Source organism: Actinobacillus succinogenes 130Z, from assembly GCF_000017245.1.
Taxonomy (GTDB): Bacteria; Pseudomonadota; Gammaproteobacteria; order Enterobacterales; family Pasteurellaceae; genus Exercitatus; species Exercitatus succinogenes.
Map to the genome: position 1 here is coordinate 778429 of NC_009655.1, position 17053 is coordinate 795481.

The window sequence follows — 17053 nt, forward strand, 5'->3', positions numbered from 1 at the left end:
CTTGACTTCAAATGAGATTATAAATAATAATTATTATCGTTTTATTTTGTTTAAAAGTTAACCGAGGAAACAGTATGAAAAAGACACATTTTGCATTGCTGCCTGTGGCGGCGTTTGTGGCGATGTCCGTGCAGGCGGCCGCGTCGGAGCAATTGGATACTATCGATGTGGTGAGTGACAACTTTTCTCCGCAGGCGGAAAATATCGCTGCCAAAGGGGTTACGAAAGTTCGCCAGGCGACTAAAATGTCCGATGTTATCCGCGGTGTTCCCGGTGTAAACGTTAACGGTGCGCGTTCCGCGGTCGAGCGTTATAATATTCGCGGCGTCAGCGAAGAATATCTTAATATTACTATCGACGGAGCCCGTCAAAACGGTTATTCGTTCCATCATAACGGTAACTACGGGATTGATCCTGAGATTTTAAAACGGGTCGAGGTTGATGTCGGTTCGAACTCCGTTTCCACCGGTGCCGGTTCTCTCGGCGGTTCGATTAAATTCGAAACCGTTGATGCCGCAGATATGTTGGAAGAAGGTGAAAATTTCGGTGGTAAAGTAAAATACGGTTACGGTTCGAACGGTGATTCCAACCAAGGCACTGCCATGCTGTACGGACGTAGCGGTAATCTGGATTTATTGGGCTATTTCAACTATCGTCACCAGCGTGACGGGGAAGACGGTAACGGCCTGAAGAACAAAAATAAAGGTCATTTATCCAACTATTTATTCAAAGCCAAGTACAATATCAGCAACGAGCAATGGATTAAAGCTTCCGCCGAACGTTATACCAACACGGCATTAAGCTGTTATCGTGCCAATATGGGGATGTGTCTGGGCGATGTGCCGCAACCGGGCGAGGAGGGGTATAATGAGGCGAGCCATGGCAAAGCTTACACCGAACTGACCCGTAAAACCTATACTCTTTCTTACGGTTTTAATCCGGAAAACAACAAGTGGGTTAATATCAAGGCGAACGCCTATAATACGGAAACCGAAGCGGCTTCAATGGGTTCGCCGAAGTCTAAAGTCCGTACGGTCGGCGGTACGCTTTCCAATACGTCCGAATTCGATTTGGGCGTAACAAACCATCAACTATTAGTCGGCGGCGAATATTACAATACTAAAGCACAGGCATTAGGTGCGGCGAATAACGCCTACGTGGCAAATATGGACAGCACTTCGGTTTATGTTGAAGATAAGATCGCGCTAGGCAATCTGATGATTATTCCCGGCGTTCGTTTTGATCACCATAAAGCGGATTTAGCCAGCGATTTCGATAAATCCTACCATCGTTTTTCAAAAGCCTTGGGGTTGAAATACAGCTTAACGGATAACTTGATGGTATTCGCCAACTATACCGAATTGTTCAAAGGTCCGGATGCCGGTGAGATCTATTTACGCGGAACCCGTGCTTATGACGGTAATTTAGAAGCGGCACGCGGCGATAATAAAGAAGTCGGTTTCAGCTATGCCAAAGACGGTCTGTTTTCCGATGTCGACGGTTTTTCCTTCACCGCCAAATATTTCAAAACCGATTATGAAAATATCAACCAAACCGTTAGAGCTAATCGTTGTGTAAATACCAATGCGGTAAGCAGCGGCAGTATTTACTGTAGCCTGGGCGAAGTCGACGTCAAAGGGGTGGAAGCGTCAGCCAAATACCGTTATGACAACACGGCGTTTTCCGTTAGTTATGCCCGCGCCAGAAGCGAACAAAAATCTACCGGTTTAGCCGCTTTTTCCGATACCGGTGATCGCTATAACTTCACTTTAAGTTAATATATTCCGTCGGCGCAGGTTGAATTGGGCTGGAATACGATGTATGTGCGTGCGATTGATATGGATGATTCTACGCTTAAAGAAAGTTATGCGGTCAGTAATATGTATGTTTCTTGGTCGCCAAAACAAATTAAAGGCTTAGAATTAACCGCAGGTATTGATAATATCTTTGATAAAGCTTACAAAGATCACAGTACTCAGTATTATGATTCCGTTGATTACGACCCGGGTCGCAACTACAAACTCAGCGTTTCCTACAAATTTTAATTAAACGGCAAGGCGGATGGTGAATCCGCCTTTGTTTTTGAAAAACTTTCGTTTTTTGAACCGCACTTTTGTGCTATATTTATCCTATTAGCCGAAAGTTCACGCAAACATCCGAATTTAAACTTTACTTTTATAGGACAGGTGGAGTAAAATTACGACCCTTATTGAGTAAGTTGCTCAGTAATTTTGCAAAATTAACTAAACTTATTATCAAATTTTTTACTAGAGGTGATGGCATATGCCAGTAATTAAAGTACGTGAAAACGAATCATTTGACGTTGCATTACGTCGTTTTAAACGCTCTTGCGAAAAAGCGGGTATTTTAGCAGAAGTTCGCGCTCGCGAATTCTATGAAAAACCGACAACGATTCGTAAACGTGAAAACGCAACTCGTGCAAAACGTCATGCGAAACGTGTAGCTCGCGAAAACGCACGTAACACACGTTTATACTAATTCGTCACGTAAACGAATTAAAACCCGAGTTCAACAAACCGTGATGCCAGTGGGATCGCGGTTTTGTTGCTTTAGACGCAGGAGAATTTACCATGGCAGGACATATTCCACGCGATTTCATCAATGATATTGTCGCTCAAGCGGATATTGTGGATGTGGTGGGTTCCCGCGTTAAACTGAAAAAAGCGGGCACTAATAATTATCAGGCGTGCTGCCCTTTTCATCATGAAAAAACGCCTTCTTTTACCGTCAGTAAAAACAAACAGTTTTATCATTGTTTCGGATGCGGCGCTCACGGTAATGCGCTGAATTTTTTAATGGAATACGATAAACTGGAGTTTGTGGAAGCGGTTGAGGAATTAGCCGGAATGCTGGGGCTGGATGTTCCGCGGGAACAGTATGCCGAGCGTAAAAATTCAAAAACATCCGTCAGTTTTAAAACTAAGCGCGATTTATATGAATTAATGCAGAACATTGCCGAGCAGTATCAAAATCAGCTTACCGCCTCCATTCCCGCCCAAGCCTATTTGCAGCAACGCGGTTTGTCCGAAGATGTGGTTAAAAAATTCGGTATCGGTTATGTTCCGGACAGTTTCGATTTTGTTTTGCGCAATTTCGGCAAGACTAAAGAAGAACAAGAACGTTTGTTCGCTTTGGGTATGCTGAAACGCAACGAACGCGGTGCGCTTTATGATGCGTTTCGTCACCGTATTATGTTTCCGATCCGGGATCGCCGAGGACGGGTTATCGCTTTCGGCGGGCGCGTAATGGGCGACGGGACGCCGAAATATCTGAATTCGCCGGAAACCGTGACGTACCATAAAGGACGCGAACTTTACGGGTTATACGAAGCGTTGCAGGCGAACGAATCGCCGGAAATGCTGGTGGTGGTCGAAGGCTATATGGATGTGGCGGCGCTTGCCCAATTCGGTGTGGATTATGCCGTGGCGTCGCTGGGTACGGCGACGACACCCGAACAAATCCAATTGGTGTTCAGAGCGACGGAACAGGTGATTTGTTGTTATGACGGTGACCGTGCCGGACGTGCCGCCGCCTGGCGCGCATTGGAAAATGCGCTGCCTTATTTAGAGGACGGTCGTCAGTTAAAATTCATTTTTCTACCGGAAAAAGAAGATCCCGATACTTATATCCGTCAATACGGTAAAGCGGGGTTTGAATCCTATATTCAAAAAGCGCAAACCCTGCATGATTTTCTGTTTGATCATTTGTTGCAGCAAGTGGATCTTTCCACCAAAGAAGGTAAAAGCAAATTAGCCGCCTTGGCTGTGCCGTTGATTAATCGTGTGGCGGGCGACATGTTACGGGTGTATTTGCAGAATACGCTGGCGTTGAAACTCGGTATTCTCGATCCGGTTCAGATCGAAAAATTGTTCGCTAAAGGCGGACAACCGGAAAAAAGTGCGGTCCAAAAAATACCGGAAATGAAACGTACGCCGATGCGGGTTTTGATTGCGTTGTTACTGCAAAATCCCGAATTGGCGCAACTGCCTTATACGCTGGATGCCTTTAAAGAACTGAAAACGGATGTAAACGGTTTGGATTTGTTGGAAAATCTGACCGCACTTTGCCGTGAGAACGTCGGTATTACTATGGGGCAGATTCTGGAATATTTTCGTGGTACAAATTACGCCAAGCCCCTTGAAATCCTGTCGGTATGGGATCATTTAATTGAAAGTGACAATATTACCGTGACATTTATCGATACGCTTGCGTTTTTCGCCAATCAACTGCAATCGCAACGCATTGAGGATTTGATCGCCAAAGATCGTCAATTAGGCCTGGATTTGGATGAAAAACAAGAACTTGCACAATTATTAAGCCGAAATCCGGAGTAAAACAGTTCTAGGTAAACTGTCATAACAATGTTAAAATTTATTTCTTTATAAGAACAGCAAATTAATCAAAGGCGGATCACTATGGAGCACAATCCACAATCTCAATTGAAATTGTTAATCGCTCAAGGGAAAGAGCAGGGGTATTTAACCTTTGCGGAAGTGAATGATCACCTCCCTGAAGATTTGGTGGATACCGATCAAATCGAAGACATTATTCAAATGATTAATGATATGGGTATTCAAGTGTTGGAAACCGCACCGGATGCCGATGATCTTTTGTTAAACGAAAATATTACCGATACCGATGAAGATGCGGTGGAAGAGGCTACGCAGGTGCTTTCCAGCGTAGAATCCGAACTTGGTCGCACCACGGATCCGGTGCGTATGTATATGCGCGAAATGGGCAGTGTGGAATTGCTTGACCGGGAAGGGGAAATCGGTATCGCCAAACGTATCGAGGACGGGATCAACGAAGTGCAAAGTGCCATTGCGGAATATCCGGAAGGTATCACTTATTTGCTCGATCAATATGCACAAGTGGAAGAAGGTGGTATTCGTTTGGCGGATTTGATTACCGGTTTTGTGGATCCGACGGTAGAAGAAAGCGCGGATGAATTCAGTGACGATTTAGCGGATGACGAAGATGCGGATGTCGAGGTGGATGCGGATTTGGATGATGAAAACGAAGATGAAGAAGATAACAACGATAACAGCAGCTCCTCCGACGACAATGACAATTCTATCGATCCGGAAGTCGCTCGTGAAAAATTCTATGCGTTAAGAGATCAACATGACAAAACTATCGCGACGATTGCCAAACACGGTCGCGGCAGTGCGAAAGCGCGCGAGCAAATGAAAGCGTTGTCCGAGATTTTTACCCAATTCCGTTTGGTGCCGCGTCAATTTGACGTATTAGTGATTCCGATGCGCAAGATGATGAAGCGTATTCGCGCCGAAGAGCGCCAAATTCAGCGTTGGGCGGTCGATTACGCCAGAATGCCGAAAGACGAATTCGTTAAAGTTTTTTCTACCGGCAAGGAAACCAATGACGCATGGTTAACCAAGTTATTGGGCGGTAAAAAACCTTATGCGGAGAAATTGGCAAAATATGCGGATAATATTCGCGCATCCATTGCCAGATTACAGAACCTGGAACAGGAAGCCCATTTAACTATCGAACAAATTCGGAATATCGGCGATCGTATTTCTCAAGGCGAATTAAAGGCTCGTCGCGCCAAAAAAGAAATGGTGGAAGCGAACCTGCGTTTAGTTATCTCCATTGCGAAAAAATATACCAACCGTGGTCTGCAGTTCTTGGATTTAATTCAGGAAGGTAACATCGGTTTAATGAAAGCGGTAGATAAATTTGAGTATCGTCGCGGTTATAAATTTTCGACTTATGCCACATGGTGGATTCGTCAGGCGATTACCCGTTCCATTGCCGATCAGGCGCGTACCATACGTATTCCTGTTCATATGATTGAAACCATTAATAAGTTAAACCGGATTTCCCGTCAATGTTTACAGGAAATGGGGCGTGAAGCGACTCCGGAAGAATTGGCGGAACGCATGGGCATGCCGGAAGATAAAATCCGCAAAGTGCTGAAAATTGCTAAAGAACCGATTTCGATGGAAACGCCGATTGGCGATGACGATGATTCCCATTTAGGCGACTTCATTGAAGACAGTACGCTAGAACTGCCGTTAGACAGCGCAACGGCTCAAAGTCTGAAAGTGGCAACTCATGAAGTGCTGGAAGGTTTAACACCGCGTGAAGCGAAAGTGTTACGGATGCGTTTCGGGATTGATATGAATACGGATCATACGCTGGAAGAAGTGGGTAAACAGTTCGATGTGACGCGTGAACGTATTCGTCAGATTGAAGCGAAAGCACTGCGTAAATTGCGTCATCCGAGTCGCTCGGAAACTTTACGCAGTTTCTTAGACGAGTAGCGTTTTCTACCTTTTATGGAAGATCCGCCTCATGCAGGCGGATTTTTTTATTTTTCTTCATTTTCTTCGGTGGTTTTTAGCGTTGCTTGGCGAGCCGATTTCTTCATTTTTTGCTGTTGTCGTCGCATTTTGAAAAAATCGCTCAATTTTTGACCGCACTTTTCCGCCAATACTCCGCCGGTGACTTCAATGACATGGTTCATTTTATAATCTTCAAAAAAATGGAAACGGGAACCGACCGCTCCGGTTTTCTCATCCGCCGCACCGAATACCAGCCGTTTTATTCGACTGTGTAGAATCGCACCGGCACACATGGTACAAGGTTCCAATGTGACGTAAAGCGTGCAATTCAATAACCGATAATTCTGAATTTTTTGCGCTCCCCGGCGCAACGCAACAATCTCCGCATGGGCCGTCGGATCACTGTGAATAATCGACAAATTCCAGCCTTCGCCGATAATTTGATTATGTTCATCCACCAACACCGCTCCGACGGGAATTTCACCCAGCATTCGTGCTTTATCGGCAAGCGCGAGGGCATGATTCATGAAGAATTCATCGAGTGTGGTTTGATTTTGGGGTATTGATGTGTTCATTGTTTTTTATTTTAATCGCTTACTAACTGGTTTTCTTATTTTCTTACTTTCTTATCTTCTTACTTTCTTTGCTTCGCCAAAGAAAGTAAGCAAAGAAAGACGACCCCGTTTTGCCTTGTTTCCTGAAAATACTTAAATTTGCTTCACGAAAATCTTGTAAACTCGCTGCGCTCAGACAAACAAGATTTTCTACCAATTTAACCGTTTTCAGGCGGCAAAAAGGGGAAAGTACCGACGCATTAAAATTATAGTCTTTTCAACGAATTATAAAAAACATTCAGAAATTTAACCGCACTTTTATATTACGCTCCAAGGGGGCCCCGTCTGAGGTGCCTGAGCGACTTGAAATTTTCAGGAAAATAAGTTTGTTTGAGCGTAGCGAGTTTACTTATTTTCCGTCAAGAAAATTTCAGCCAAGCGAAGAACGGCACCGAAGTCGGGGTGCACTTTCTTTTGCATACTTTTCTTTGTGCAGGCAAAGAAAAGTATGGAACCTTTGGCGAAGCAAAGAAAGTAAGAAATAAACCTATACTGAAAACGGATATTTAATCGGCTCGTGGCACTCATATCCCACTACATTGAAATCATCCAAGGTTACCCATGTCTCCAGGTCTTCCAGCGTTTTTATATCCGGATTGATTTCCAGGCGCGGCGACGGGAACGGTCGGCGTTTGAGTTGTACGTCCCGCATTAAGTCAAGCTGATCTTCATAAATATGGGCGTTGACGATTTTATGGTACGCTTGACCCGGTTTTTTACCGGTAATCTGTGCCATTAAGGCGAGGAAAGTGAAAACCTGAATCTGGTTAAAATTCAAACCGAGCGGTACGTCACAGGAACGTTGATAGCTGGTTAAATAAAGCGTGTCGCCCAGTAATGAAAACGTATGGCTGTACATGCAGGGACGCAAGCAACCGAGATCGAATTCTCCCGGATTTAAGAAGGTGAGAATTTCACCGCGATCGTCAATACCGCGGCTGAGGTCATCCACGATTTTACGTAGTTGATCTACGGTTTCACCGTTAGGTTTACGCCATGCCCGTCCTTGTACGCCGTATACGCGTCCCATGTCGTCGACGCCTTTACGAACAGGATTGTTTAACCAGGCTTGGTTTTCGTTAGCGTTGGCGTCCCAGGTTTTTGCCCCGAGTTTGCGGAAATCCGCCGCGTTGTCATATCCGCGGATGTAGCCTAAAAATTCGGCGATGGCCGCTTTCCAATAACTTTTGCGGGTAGTGATAATCGGAAATTCGTTAGCCGCCGCATTATAGGTTAAATCGGCGTTGATCACGGTGAGACAACGTTTGCCCGTACGCTGGTTTTCCAGCCAGACGCCTTCATCCACAATACGTTGACACAAATCCAAATATTGGCGCATAAAAACTCCTTATTTTTCGACCGCACTTTTACGCGAATAAGCCCAAACCATGACGGCGATACCGATAATGATCATCGGTAGTGACAGCATTTGTCCGCGCGTAATAAGATCGCTTGCCGTGTTGACGTGGTGGTCTATTTCGCGTACATATTCCACTAAGAACCGGAAAATGCCGTAACCGATTAAAAACAAACCGGAAACCGCACCCAAAGGGCGGGATTTGCGGATAAACAGATTAAGAATAATAAACAGCAATACGCCTTCCAACAGCATTTCGTAAAGTTGGGACGGGTGTAACGGTACGTCGCCGTGATAACCGTAGGGGAACATAGCCCAAGGTACGGCATCGGGGTTTTCCACCGGACGTCCCCAAAGTTCGTTATTAATAAAGTTACCGAGACGACCTAATCCTAATCCGAACGGAATCAGCGGGGCAATCAGATCGGCGGTTTGCCAGAAACTACGCTTTTGGCGGATAGAAGTTAACATCATGGCGATAATCACACCGATTAAGCCGCCGTGGAAAGACATTCCGCCTTCCCAGATCCGGAACAAATAAAGGGGATCCTGTAAAAAGAGATCGAAATTATAGAAAAATACATCGCCGATACGCCCGCCCAGAATCACGCCGGCGAAACAGTTGTAAAGCAATTGTTCGAATTGGTCTTCGTTCCAGACGTCGTTTGATTTTTTCACCCGGCGTAAGCCCAACCAATAAGCGAAAGCGAAACCCAGTAAATACATCACGCCGTACCAGCGCAGACTGATAGGTCCGATAGAAAAAATAACCGGATCGATGTAAGGGAGATGAATAAAATTTGTCATAAAAATCCTGGAATAAATAGCGTTTATTCGATAAACATTTTGACGGCAATCAACAGTAAGAAACCGGCAAAATAACGTTTAAGCTTGGCAACCGGCAGGTTGGTTGCGGTGATCACACCGAATTTGGTGGTAAACATGGAAGTCGCTACAATGCCTAACATAGCGGGCAGATAAACATAGCCCAGCGACCAGTCCGGCATATTGACATTGTTCCAGCCGCTGGTAATGTAACTCAGGGTACCGGACAACGCCAATAACATACCGCAGAATGAGGATGAACCTATTGCCTGTCTCATTTCGTAACCGCGACTGTTTAGAAAGGGCACGATAAACCCGCCGCCGCCTATGCCCGCCCCGCTGGATAAAATTCCGATGACGGAACCGCCGATAATGGCTGCCTGTGCGGTTAACGGTTTATCGCCCATTTTTGATTTGACGGACAAAATCATTTTTGTGGCGAGATAAACCACTAACGCGGCGAATATTTTACTTGCCAGTTCACGTGGCAGATTGCTTACAAACAGACTTGCCAGATAAGTGGCGATCATAATGGTAGGCGCAAACACTTTCAGTGACGACCAGCGAATATTGCCCATTCTGTAGTGATTATAAGCGGACGACGCCCCGGTGACGATAATAGTGGCAAAAGATGTACCCAGCGCCGTCGTCATCAATAATGAATCCGGCACGCCCGCCAACGGCAGTAAATAAACCAGAACCGGCACAATAATTAATCCGCCGCCGATACCGAATAATCCCGCCAGAAAACCAACCAGACAACCGACCAGCAGACACATTAAAAATAACGTTATCATCTGCGTTTTCTTCCTTTCTTATTTTGCGGGGCGTATTTGTGATAATACGGCTGCTTTTTGCCGGTTTCCGCTTTCTTTGTCTCGTGATGCTGAAAAAGTGCGGTATCATTTTTTGTCGGATCGAACAAAAATTGCGCAAATTCTTTCATTGCCCGCCGATATACGTCTCGTTTAAAGGAAATCACCTGACGTACGGGATACCAGAAACTGACCCAACGCCAGCCGTCGAATTCGGGAGATTTGGTGCGGTGCATATCGATTTCTTTTTCGTGACAAACTAACTGCAACAGAAACCAACGCTGTTTTTGCCCGATACACATCGGTTTGCTGTCGTGGCGTAACAACCGTTTCGGCAATTTATAACGCAACCATAACTTTGACGCATAAAGCACTCTGACATCTTTTTTTTGTAATCCTACCTCTTCGAATAATTCCCGAAACATCGCTTGTTCGGGCGTTTCGCCTTCATTGATGCCGCCTTGCGGAAATTGCCAAGAGTTTTGCCCGTACCTTTTTGCCCAAAGCACTTGCCCTTTGCGGTTGCAAATTACAATGCCAACATTAGGACGGTAGCCATCGAAGTCGATCACTATCGTTCACCTTAACTGTAAAAATTCATAAGTACGGATTATGTCACAGCAGGCGGATTTCTCCAATACTGTATGCGGTTTATCTGCCGTCATTCTTTCGAATTGTGGATAACTTTGGGGAAAATCCGATGACAGAAAATGACAACTTGCAATAAATTCAGAATATAACAAGGGTTACTCAGTTTCGCTGTTAAATTTAACGCGAAAATCGACCGCACTTTTTATGGGGAGATATGATGATGTTTTAAGCAAATTTTGTGCGGTTTATAGGGAGGATGATGTCTTTGCGAGTTATTCAGTTTTTTTGTGGATAACATTGTGGTTGAAATCGAAAAGAATGACGTAAAATGTCGTTAACCGAAAATATTTGTTTTTAAATATGAATAAAAATCAATAAGTTAAATTCAGTATGACGAGACGGGCGATTTTTATTTTTATCAGGGAAAAACGCAGGTTAAAAAATAACCGTTTTTTATGACGGGATTTTTATTCCTGCCGTACGGAAAAACTATCGCAAACGATTACGTTAACTGATACAATACGCCTCGAAATTTTACTCACCTAATCTTTAGAAGGAAATTTACCGTGAGCAAACAATCTTTAAGTTATAAAGACGCGGGCGTCGATATTAACGCGGGTAATGAATTAGTCGAGCGCATTAAACCGCATGTGAAACGTACTACGCGTTCGGAAGTGATTGGCGGTTTAGGCGGTTTCGGTGCATTGTGCGCATTGCCGGCTAAATATAAAGAGCCCGTTCTGGTGTCCGGTACCGACGGGGTAGGTACAAAACTGCGCTTGGCGATTGACTTGAAGAAACATGATACTATCGGTATCGATTTGGTTGCTATGTGTGTAAACGACTTAGTGGTGCAAGGTGCCGAACCGTTGTTTTTCTTAGATTATTACGCTACCGGTAAACTGGATGTGGACGTGGCCGCCGATGTGGTAAAAGGTATCGCGGAAGGTTGTGTGCAATCCAGTTGTGCTTTAGTCGGCGGCGAAACCGCAGAAATGCCGGGAATGTACCGTGAAGGCGATTACGATTTAGCGGGTTTCTGTGTCGGTGTGGTGGAAAAATCTAAAATTCTGGACGGTTCTAAAGTGCAGGCGGGTGATGCGTTAATTGCATTGGCTTCAAGCGGTCCGCATTCAAACGGTTATTCCTTGGTGCGTAAAGTGATCGAGGTCGCGGGCGTGAATCCGGCAACGGAACAATTAGCCGGTAAACCGTTGGCGGAACAGGTGTTGGCGCCGACTAAAATTTACGTAAAATCCGTGTTGGAATTAATTGAAAAAACCGATGTACACGCGATCGCCCATTTAACCGGCGGCGGTTTCTGGGAAAATATTCCGCGCGTGCTGCCTGAAAATGTAAAAGCGGTTATCGACGAAACCAGTTGGGACTGGCAACCGGTGTTCAAATGGTTGCAGGAACAAGGCAATATTACCCGTCACGAAATGTATCGCACCTTTAACTGCGGCGTAGGTATGGTGCTCGCCTTGCCTCAGGCGGAAGCGGACAAAGCCCTGGATATTTTACGTGCGGCAGGTGAAAATGCCTGGTTAATCGGTCGGATTGAAGCGCTGAATGCCGGCGAACAACAAGTGATTATCCGTTAATCGGTTATTAATTTAACAAAGCCCGATCTCCTTGGATTGGGCTTTTGGTTTTTAACAATGAAAAAAATTGTCGTATTAATTTCAGGAACAGGAACAAATTTACAGGCGATTATGGACGCTTGTGCAACGGCAGATATTCATGCCGAAGTGGCGGCGGTGATCAGTAATCGGGCTTCCGCCTTCGGACTGGAGCGGGCAAAAACGGCGAAAATTCCCACCGCACTTTTTGAACGTCAGGATTTTGCCGATAACGGGGCGATGGATCGGGCTATCGGAGATTACATCGAAAAGATTGGTGCGGATTTAATTGTGTTGGCGGGGTATATGAAAATTCTGAGCGAAAGTTTCGTGACGCGCTTCGCGGGGAAAATTCTCAATATTCATCCGTCGTTATTACCGAAATACAAAGGGCTGCATACTTACCGGCAGGCACTGAATGCCGGCGACAGCGAACACGGCACGACCGTGCATTTCGTTACGGCGGAGCTGGACAGCGGTGCGATTATCTTACAGGCGAAAGTGCCGATTTTTGCCGGCGATGACATTGCGGATATTGAGGCGCGGGTGAAAACGCAGGAATTACGCATTTATCCGTTGGCGGTAAAGTGGTTTATCGACGGTCGTTTGCAGGAAATCGACGGCAAAGCCTATTTAGACGGCAAATTATTGCCGGAAAAGGGTTATGCCGACGAATAATTTCATAAAGTGCGGTCATTTTTCACAAGATTTTTGATATAGTAATAAAGCTTTTGATTACTAACCTCTGGAGAACGCATCGGTATGGAAAAAATCATCATTGATGAAGACCAGTTTATGCGCACTATTTCACGAATTTCCCATGAAATTATTGAGAAACATAAGAATTTAAACGATCTGGTAATTGTGGGAATTAAACGCCGCGGCGCGGAGATTGCCGAATTAGTTAAACGGAAAATCAACGAGTTGACCGGTTCTCGAATTCCTTCTATCGATTTGGATATTACCTTTTATCGCGATGATTTGGAATATGCCGAACCGAACAGTCAATCGCCGGTATATAACGGTTCTTCCGATTTCATCAGCGTACAGAATAAAACCGTGATTTTGGTGGATGACGTCCTGTTTACCGGCAGAACCATTCGGGCCGCACTGGATGCTTTAGTGGATTTCGGACGCGCTTCTAAGGTGGAACTGGTGATTTTTGTGGATCGCGGTCATCGCGAGTTGCCGATCCGAGCCGATTATGTGGGGAAAAACGTGCCGACCAGCCGTAGCGAAAAAGTGCAGGTTCGCACTATGAAATTTGACGGCTGTTATGAAGTGGCTTTATTATCGAAATAAGGAACTTTTTTAATCGTATTCTTCTCTAATAAGCAAATTTATTAAACTTAATCTGGATAATATATGAAATTAGGATCTTTAAAAGCGATTGCCCTTGCCGCAATGGGATTGTTTGTCATTTCAAGCGGTGCGCAAGCCGTTAAAGTCGAACAAGTGGTGGCGACAGTGAACGGCGAACCTATTTTAGAAAGTCAACTGCAACGGGTAATGGGAAAGCGGGCAAATACCGAGAGTAATCGTCGTGTCGCCGTGGATAAAATCATCGATGATATGCTGGTGCAAAAAGCCGTGAAAGAATCCGGGGTAAAAGTGAATCCCGCTCAGGTAAACCAAATTGTACATAATATTGCGGATCAGAACGGATTAACTTATGGGCAATTACTGGATGCCCTGGATTATCAGGGAATCAGTCTGTCTCAATTCAAGGCAAATATTTCCAATCAAATTCTGATGGCGGAAGTGCGTAATCGGAGCATTGGCAAAGGTGTGGATGTAAGTCGCGAACAGGTGGAAGAGTTAAGTCGCAAAATGTTGCAACAGGCGAAAGCCGGCGGTAATCCGAAAGCGATCACCGCTACCCAATATAAAGCCCGTCATATTCTGCTGAAACTGACCCCGTTGCTGAACGATGCACAGGCAAAGGCGCAACTGACCCAAATTCGGGCGGATATTCAATCCGGTAAAACCACCTTTGCGGAAGCGGCGAAAAACTATTCGAAAGATTATCTTTCCGGTGCCAACGGCGGCGATTTGGGATTTGCATTCCCGGAGAATTATGTGCCGGAATTCGCCAAAATGATGACAACAGCCAAACAAGGCGTGATTTCCGCGCCGTTTAAAACCGAATTCGGCTGGCACATTCTGGAAGTGACGGATACCCGGCAAGGGGATATAACGGATGTCGCTTACCGCCAAAAAGCGTATGAAACGTTGGTTAACGAACAGCTTCGTGAGTATTCGAAAGACTGGGTTAAAGCGTTACGCAAACATGCGGAAATCAAATACTTAGTTCAATAGTTTAATCAGGTTACTTAATTAAATCCGGGGTTTGTCTATAACAGCTAAGCAGGCCCTATTGAATGAATTTTCCGTGGGCGGTTTCGCCCACTCTTTTTTATTTTTAAGCATAATTATTATGAGTAATTCCAAACGACACCTGGGACATACCGCCCGCAAACGCTTCGGGCAAAACTTTTTACATGATGACAATGTCATTCAGAGCATTGTCGCGGCGATTTATCCGCAGAAAGGGCAATTTTTAGTGGAAATCGGACCCGGTTTAGGCGCGTTAACCGAACCGGTTGCCGACCGGCTAGAACGTTTAACCGTGGTGGAACTGGACCGCGATTTGGCAGAACGTTTACGCCATCATCCGTTTTTACATCAAAAACTGAATGTGATCGAAGCCGACGCCATGCAATTCGATTTCGGCAAATTATACGCAGATGCAAATCTCGCTGAGCAAGGACAGAAATTACGGGTGTTCGGTAATCTTCCGTACAACATTTCCACGCCGTTAATTTTCCATTTGCTGAAGTTTTACGACAAAATTCAGGATATGCACTTTATGCTGCAAAAAGAAGTGGTGAAACGTTTGTGTGCGGCGCCAAACAGTAAGGCGTATGGTCGTCTGACCATTATGACCCAATATTTTTGTCAGGTGATGCCGGTGCTGGAAGTACCGCCGACGGCATTCAAACCGGCGCCGAAAGTGGATTCCGCCGTGGTACGTTTGATTCCGCACAAAACGTTACCGCACCCGGCGAAAGATTTATATTGGCTGAACCGCGTTACCAGCCAAGCGTTCAACCAACGTCGTAAAACCTTGCGCAATGCGCTTTCGACACTCTTTTCGCCTGAAAATCTGACCGCACTTGGCGTAGATTTAACCGCTCGCGCGGAAAATCTCACCATTGCCGATTACGTTCGGCTGGCAGACTGGCTGTATGATAATCCGCCGGCGGAGGCGAACGCAAACCAACTAATTGAAGAGACGGAATGATCCGTCAGGACAGCGTTACCTGCCCGTATTTTATGCACCTAAACCCCGTTGTTTTACGGAAAACCAGAGAATAAATCATGTCCACCTACTTTGTCGGCGATTTGCACGGCTGTTTTGATGAACTGCAAAAACTGCTTGAACGGGTTCGGTTTGATCCTGTAAAAGACAAGCTTTATTTCACCGGCGATTTAATTGCCCGCGGCGAAAAATCGCTGGAATGCCTGCGTTTTGTGAAAAATCTCGGCACATCGGCGCAGACGGTGTTGGGCAATCATGATTTACATTTGCTGGCTTGTGCTTACGGTATTAAAAAAGTCAAAACGCGGGATAATCTGACCGCACTTTTCGCCGCACCGGATTTTGACGAATTAATGGATTGGTTGCGTCAGCAGCCGTTATTGGTGCATAACGATCATTTCAATTTCAGTTTGGTGCATGCCGGCATTTCACCGGATTGGGATATGGCGACGGCACAGGCTTGTGCGCGAGAAGTGGAGGCGGTGCTGCGACAAGGGGATTACCGCGCGTTATTACGTCAAATGTACGACAGCCGTCCCGAACGCTGGTCGTCGGATTTACAGGGCATCGAACGTTTGCGTTACAGTATTAATGTCTTCACCCGAATGCGTTTTTGTTATGCGGATCATCGCTTGGATTTCGATTGTAAATTACCGTTGGAGCAGGCGCCGTCGGAATTAATGCCTTGGTTCGCCTGCGATAATCCGTTGTTTAAAACGGAAAATATTATTTTCGGGCATTGGGCAAGTTTGGTTGATTGCCCGACGCCGGGCAATATTTATGCGTTGGATACGGGCTGTGCCTGGGGGAATCGCATGACATTGTTGCGATGGGACGACAAGCGGATTTTCAGCCAAAGTGCGGTCAAAAAAACAGGAGTTTTTTAATGATTTCTCCCGCTGCCTGTGATGTTTTCAATATTCCTTTTTTCCAATTTTCTCAACTGAAAAAATATTGTCCTGAAGATATTCCTCGTATTAAAGCCGATTACAAATATCAGTGGAATGAGTGGAAAAATACGATTTTGCAGGTGTCAAAACAGCTTGGTGCCTCTTTTGCCGAACCTCATATTGAAAAATGGTGTAACGGTTGGCAGGTGCGCGCTCATTTCTTCGCTTATTTCAAATATGAGTTCAATAAAAATTCCGCCGCCATTTTGTCCGTATTGCTGAATCGTCGCCGTTTACAGGCGAGTCTGGATTGGCATTGTTATCGAGCGGATCGTTCGCAAATCAGTCTTCGCCAATACAATCAATGGTTGCAGGATTTCGATTTTCAGCGGTTTGCCGATTTTGAAATCTGGCGCGGCGATGAAAGCGAATATGCGGATTTTTCTCAGGTAAAACAAATGACGCCGACGGATCTGAATTTGCGTTCCGACGAAGATTTTTGGTGCATTGGTAAAAATGTTGAAAAAAACGATTTAGCGCATATCGACGCGGTTGAATTTATTGTACGAACCCTGCGGGAATTATCGCCGTTGTATGAAAAATGTCATCGATAAAACTTCACTGAAAATAACCGCACTTTAACCCGATAAAGTCATTTTATTTTCTTGAATTCTGCGTTATTCTTGCA

At 45.2% G+C, this 17053-nt stretch carries 17 protein-coding genes; 12 read left to right on the plus strand and 5 right to left on the minus strand.

Annotated features, from left to right (window positions below; translation table 11 throughout):
- The first annotated feature begins 74 nt into the window (after positions 1–74).
- The 5 genes from ASUC_RS03735 to rpoD all read left to right on the plus strand — a co-directional run bounded on the left by ASUC_RS03735 (position 75) and on the right by rpoD (position 6308).
- Positions 75–1778 carry a TonB-dependent receptor domain-containing protein gene (locus ASUC_RS03735; protein WP_342745149.1) on the plus strand — a complete coding sequence of 568 codons (1704 nt, stop codon included), beginning with the start codon at positions 75–77 and terminating at the stop codon, positions 1776–1778.
- Positions 1779–1802: 24 nt separating this feature from the next.
- Complete coding sequence (locus ASUC_RS11390) at positions 1803–2045, plus strand: hypothetical protein (protein ID WP_342745148.1); 243 nt, start codon at positions 1803–1805, stop codon at positions 2043–2045.
- 238 nt (positions 2046–2283) lie between these two features.
- On the plus strand, positions 2284–2499 hold the full coding sequence (gene rpsU / locus ASUC_RS03740; RefSeq protein ID WP_005701713.1) for a 30S ribosomal protein S21: 216 nt from the start codon (positions 2284–2286) through the stop codon (positions 2497–2499).
- Positions 2500–2591: 92 nt separating this feature from the next.
- Positions 2592–4355 (plus strand): DNA primase, encoded by a 1764-nt coding sequence (dnaG, locus tag ASUC_RS03745; protein WP_012072473.1) that lies wholly within the window; start codon positions 2592–2594, stop codon positions 4353–4355.
- Positions 4356–4436: 81 nt separating this feature from the next.
- A complete protein-coding gene (rpoD, locus tag ASUC_RS03750; RefSeq protein WP_012072474.1) occupies positions 4437–6308 on the plus strand; it encodes an RNA polymerase sigma factor RpoD in 1872 nt (623 codons plus the stop codon).
- Positions 6309–6355: 47 nt separating this feature from the next.
- On the opposite strand, the gene tadA is transcribed toward rpoD, so the two are convergent.
- From tadA to rppH, 5 genes are all read right to left on the minus strand, one after another.
- Entirely contained in the window at positions 6356–6904 is a 549-nt protein-coding gene (gene tadA / locus ASUC_RS03755) for a tRNA adenosine(34) deaminase TadA (protein ID WP_012072475.1), read from the minus strand.
- Positions 6905–7430: 526 nt separating this feature from the next.
- Positions 7431–8282 carry a thymidylate synthase gene (locus tag ASUC_RS03765; RefSeq protein WP_012072476.1) on the minus strand — a complete coding sequence of 284 codons (852 nt, stop codon included), beginning with the start codon at positions 8280–8282 and terminating at the stop codon, positions 7431–7433.
- 9 nt (positions 8283–8291) lie between these two features.
- Positions 8292–9107 carry a prolipoprotein diacylglyceryl transferase gene (lgt, locus tag ASUC_RS03770; protein ID WP_012072477.1) on the minus strand — a complete coding sequence of 272 codons (816 nt, stop codon included), beginning with the start codon at positions 9105–9107 and terminating at the stop codon, positions 8292–8294.
- A 23-nt stretch (positions 9108–9130) separates the two neighbouring features.
- Positions 9131–9922, minus strand: coding sequence for a sulfite exporter TauE/SafE family protein (locus ASUC_RS03775; protein ID WP_012072478.1), 792 nt, complete (start codon positions 9920–9922; stop codon positions 9131–9133).
- Complete coding sequence (gene rppH / locus ASUC_RS03780; RefSeq protein ID WP_012072479.1) at positions 9919–10512, minus strand: RNA pyrophosphohydrolase; 594 nt, start codon at positions 10510–10512, stop codon at positions 9919–9921. The genes ASUC_RS03775 and rppH overlap by 4 nt, the downstream gene beginning before the upstream one ends.
- 585 nt (positions 10513–11097) lie before the next feature.
- On the opposite strand from rppH, the gene purM reads away from it, so the two are divergent.
- The 7 genes from purM to ASUC_RS03815 all read left to right on the plus strand — a co-directional run bounded on the left by purM (position 11098) and on the right by ASUC_RS03815 (position 16979).
- Positions 11098–12135: a phosphoribosylformylglycinamidine cyclo-ligase gene (gene purM, locus ASUC_RS03785; protein ID WP_012072480.1), complete on the plus strand. Its 1038-nt coding sequence runs from the start codon at positions 11098–11100 to the stop codon at positions 12133–12135.
- 57 nt (positions 12136–12192) lie between these two features.
- Positions 12193–12831: a phosphoribosylglycinamide formyltransferase gene (purN, locus tag ASUC_RS03790; protein WP_012072481.1), complete on the plus strand. Its 639-nt coding sequence runs from the start codon at positions 12193–12195 to the stop codon at positions 12829–12831.
- An 84-nt stretch (positions 12832–12915) separates the two neighbouring features.
- Positions 12916–13455 carry a bifunctional pyr operon transcriptional regulator/uracil phosphoribosyltransferase PyrR gene (pyrR, locus tag ASUC_RS03795; protein ID WP_012072482.1) on the plus strand — a complete coding sequence of 180 codons (540 nt, stop codon included), beginning with the start codon at positions 12916–12918 and terminating at the stop codon, positions 13453–13455.
- A gap of 63 nt (positions 13456–13518) precedes the next feature.
- Entirely contained in the window at positions 13519–14472 is a 954-nt protein-coding gene (locus tag ASUC_RS03800; RefSeq protein ID WP_012072483.1) for a peptidylprolyl isomerase, read from the plus strand.
- A 118-nt stretch (positions 14473–14590) separates the two neighbouring features.
- Complete coding sequence (rsmA, locus tag ASUC_RS03805) at positions 14591–15457, plus strand: 16S rRNA (adenine(1518)-N(6)/adenine(1519)-N(6))-dimethyltransferase RsmA (protein ID WP_012072484.1); 867 nt, start codon at positions 14591–14593, stop codon at positions 15455–15457.
- 77 nt (positions 15458–15534) lie between these two features.
- On the plus strand, positions 15535–16362 hold the full coding sequence (gene apaH / locus ASUC_RS03810) for a bis(5'-nucleosyl)-tetraphosphatase (symmetrical) ApaH (RefSeq protein WP_012072485.1): 828 nt from the start codon (positions 15535–15537) through the stop codon (positions 16360–16362).
- On the plus strand, positions 16362–16979 hold the full coding sequence (locus tag ASUC_RS03815) for a glucose-6-phosphate 1-dehydrogenase family protein (RefSeq protein WP_012072486.1): 618 nt from the start codon (positions 16362–16364) through the stop codon (positions 16977–16979). Before apaH ends, ASUC_RS03815 begins: the two co-directional genes overlap by 1 nt.
- Positions 16980–17053 lie beyond the last annotated feature (74 nt).

Excerpts from the sequence above, each read along its gene's own strand:
- tadA (WP_012072475.1), bottom strand. The coding sequence starts at position 6,904 with ATGAACACATCAATACCCCAAAATCAAACCACACTCGATGAATTCTTC.
- ASUC_RS03735 (WP_342745149.1), top strand. The coding sequence starts at position 75 with ATGAAAAAGACACATTTTGCATTGCTGCCTGTGGCGGCGTTTGTGGCG.
- pyrR (WP_012072482.1), top strand. The coding sequence starts at position 12,916 with ATGGAAAAAATCATCATTGATGAAGACCAGTTTATGCGCACTATTTCA.
- ASUC_RS03815 (WP_012072486.1), top strand. The coding sequence starts at position 16,362 with ATGATTTCTCCCGCTGCCTGTGATGTTTTCAATATTCCTTTTTTCCAA.
- purN (WP_012072481.1), top strand. The coding sequence starts at position 12,193 with ATGAAAAAAATTGTCGTATTAATTTCAGGAACAGGAACAAATTTACAG.
- ASUC_RS03765 (WP_012072476.1), bottom strand. The coding sequence starts at position 8,282 with ATGCGCCAATATTTGGATTTGTGTCAACGTATTGTGGATGAAGGCGTC.
- rpsU (WP_005701713.1), top strand. The coding sequence starts at position 2,284 with ATGCCAGTAATTAAAGTACGTGAAAACGAATCATTTGACGTTGCATTA.
- rsmA (WP_012072484.1), top strand. The coding sequence starts at position 14,591 with ATGAGTAATTCCAAACGACACCTGGGACATACCGCCCGCAAACGCTTC.
- lgt (WP_012072477.1), bottom strand. The coding sequence starts at position 9,107 with ATGACAAATTTTATTCATCTCCCTTACATCGATCCGGTTATTTTTTCT.
- apaH (WP_012072485.1), top strand. The coding sequence starts at position 15,535 with ATGTCCACCTACTTTGTCGGCGATTTGCACGGCTGTTTTGATGAACTG.
- ASUC_RS03775 (WP_012072478.1), bottom strand. The coding sequence starts at position 9,922 with ATGATAACGTTATTTTTAATGTGTCTGCTGGTCGGTTGTCTGGTTGGT.
- ASUC_RS03800 (WP_012072483.1), top strand. The coding sequence starts at position 13,519 with ATGAAATTAGGATCTTTAAAAGCGATTGCCCTTGCCGCAATGGGATTG.
- dnaG (WP_012072473.1), top strand. The coding sequence starts at position 2,592 with ATGGCAGGACATATTCCACGCGATTTCATCAATGATATTGTCGCTCAA.
- rpoD (WP_012072474.1), top strand. The coding sequence starts at position 4,437 with ATGGAGCACAATCCACAATCTCAATTGAAATTGTTAATCGCTCAAGGG.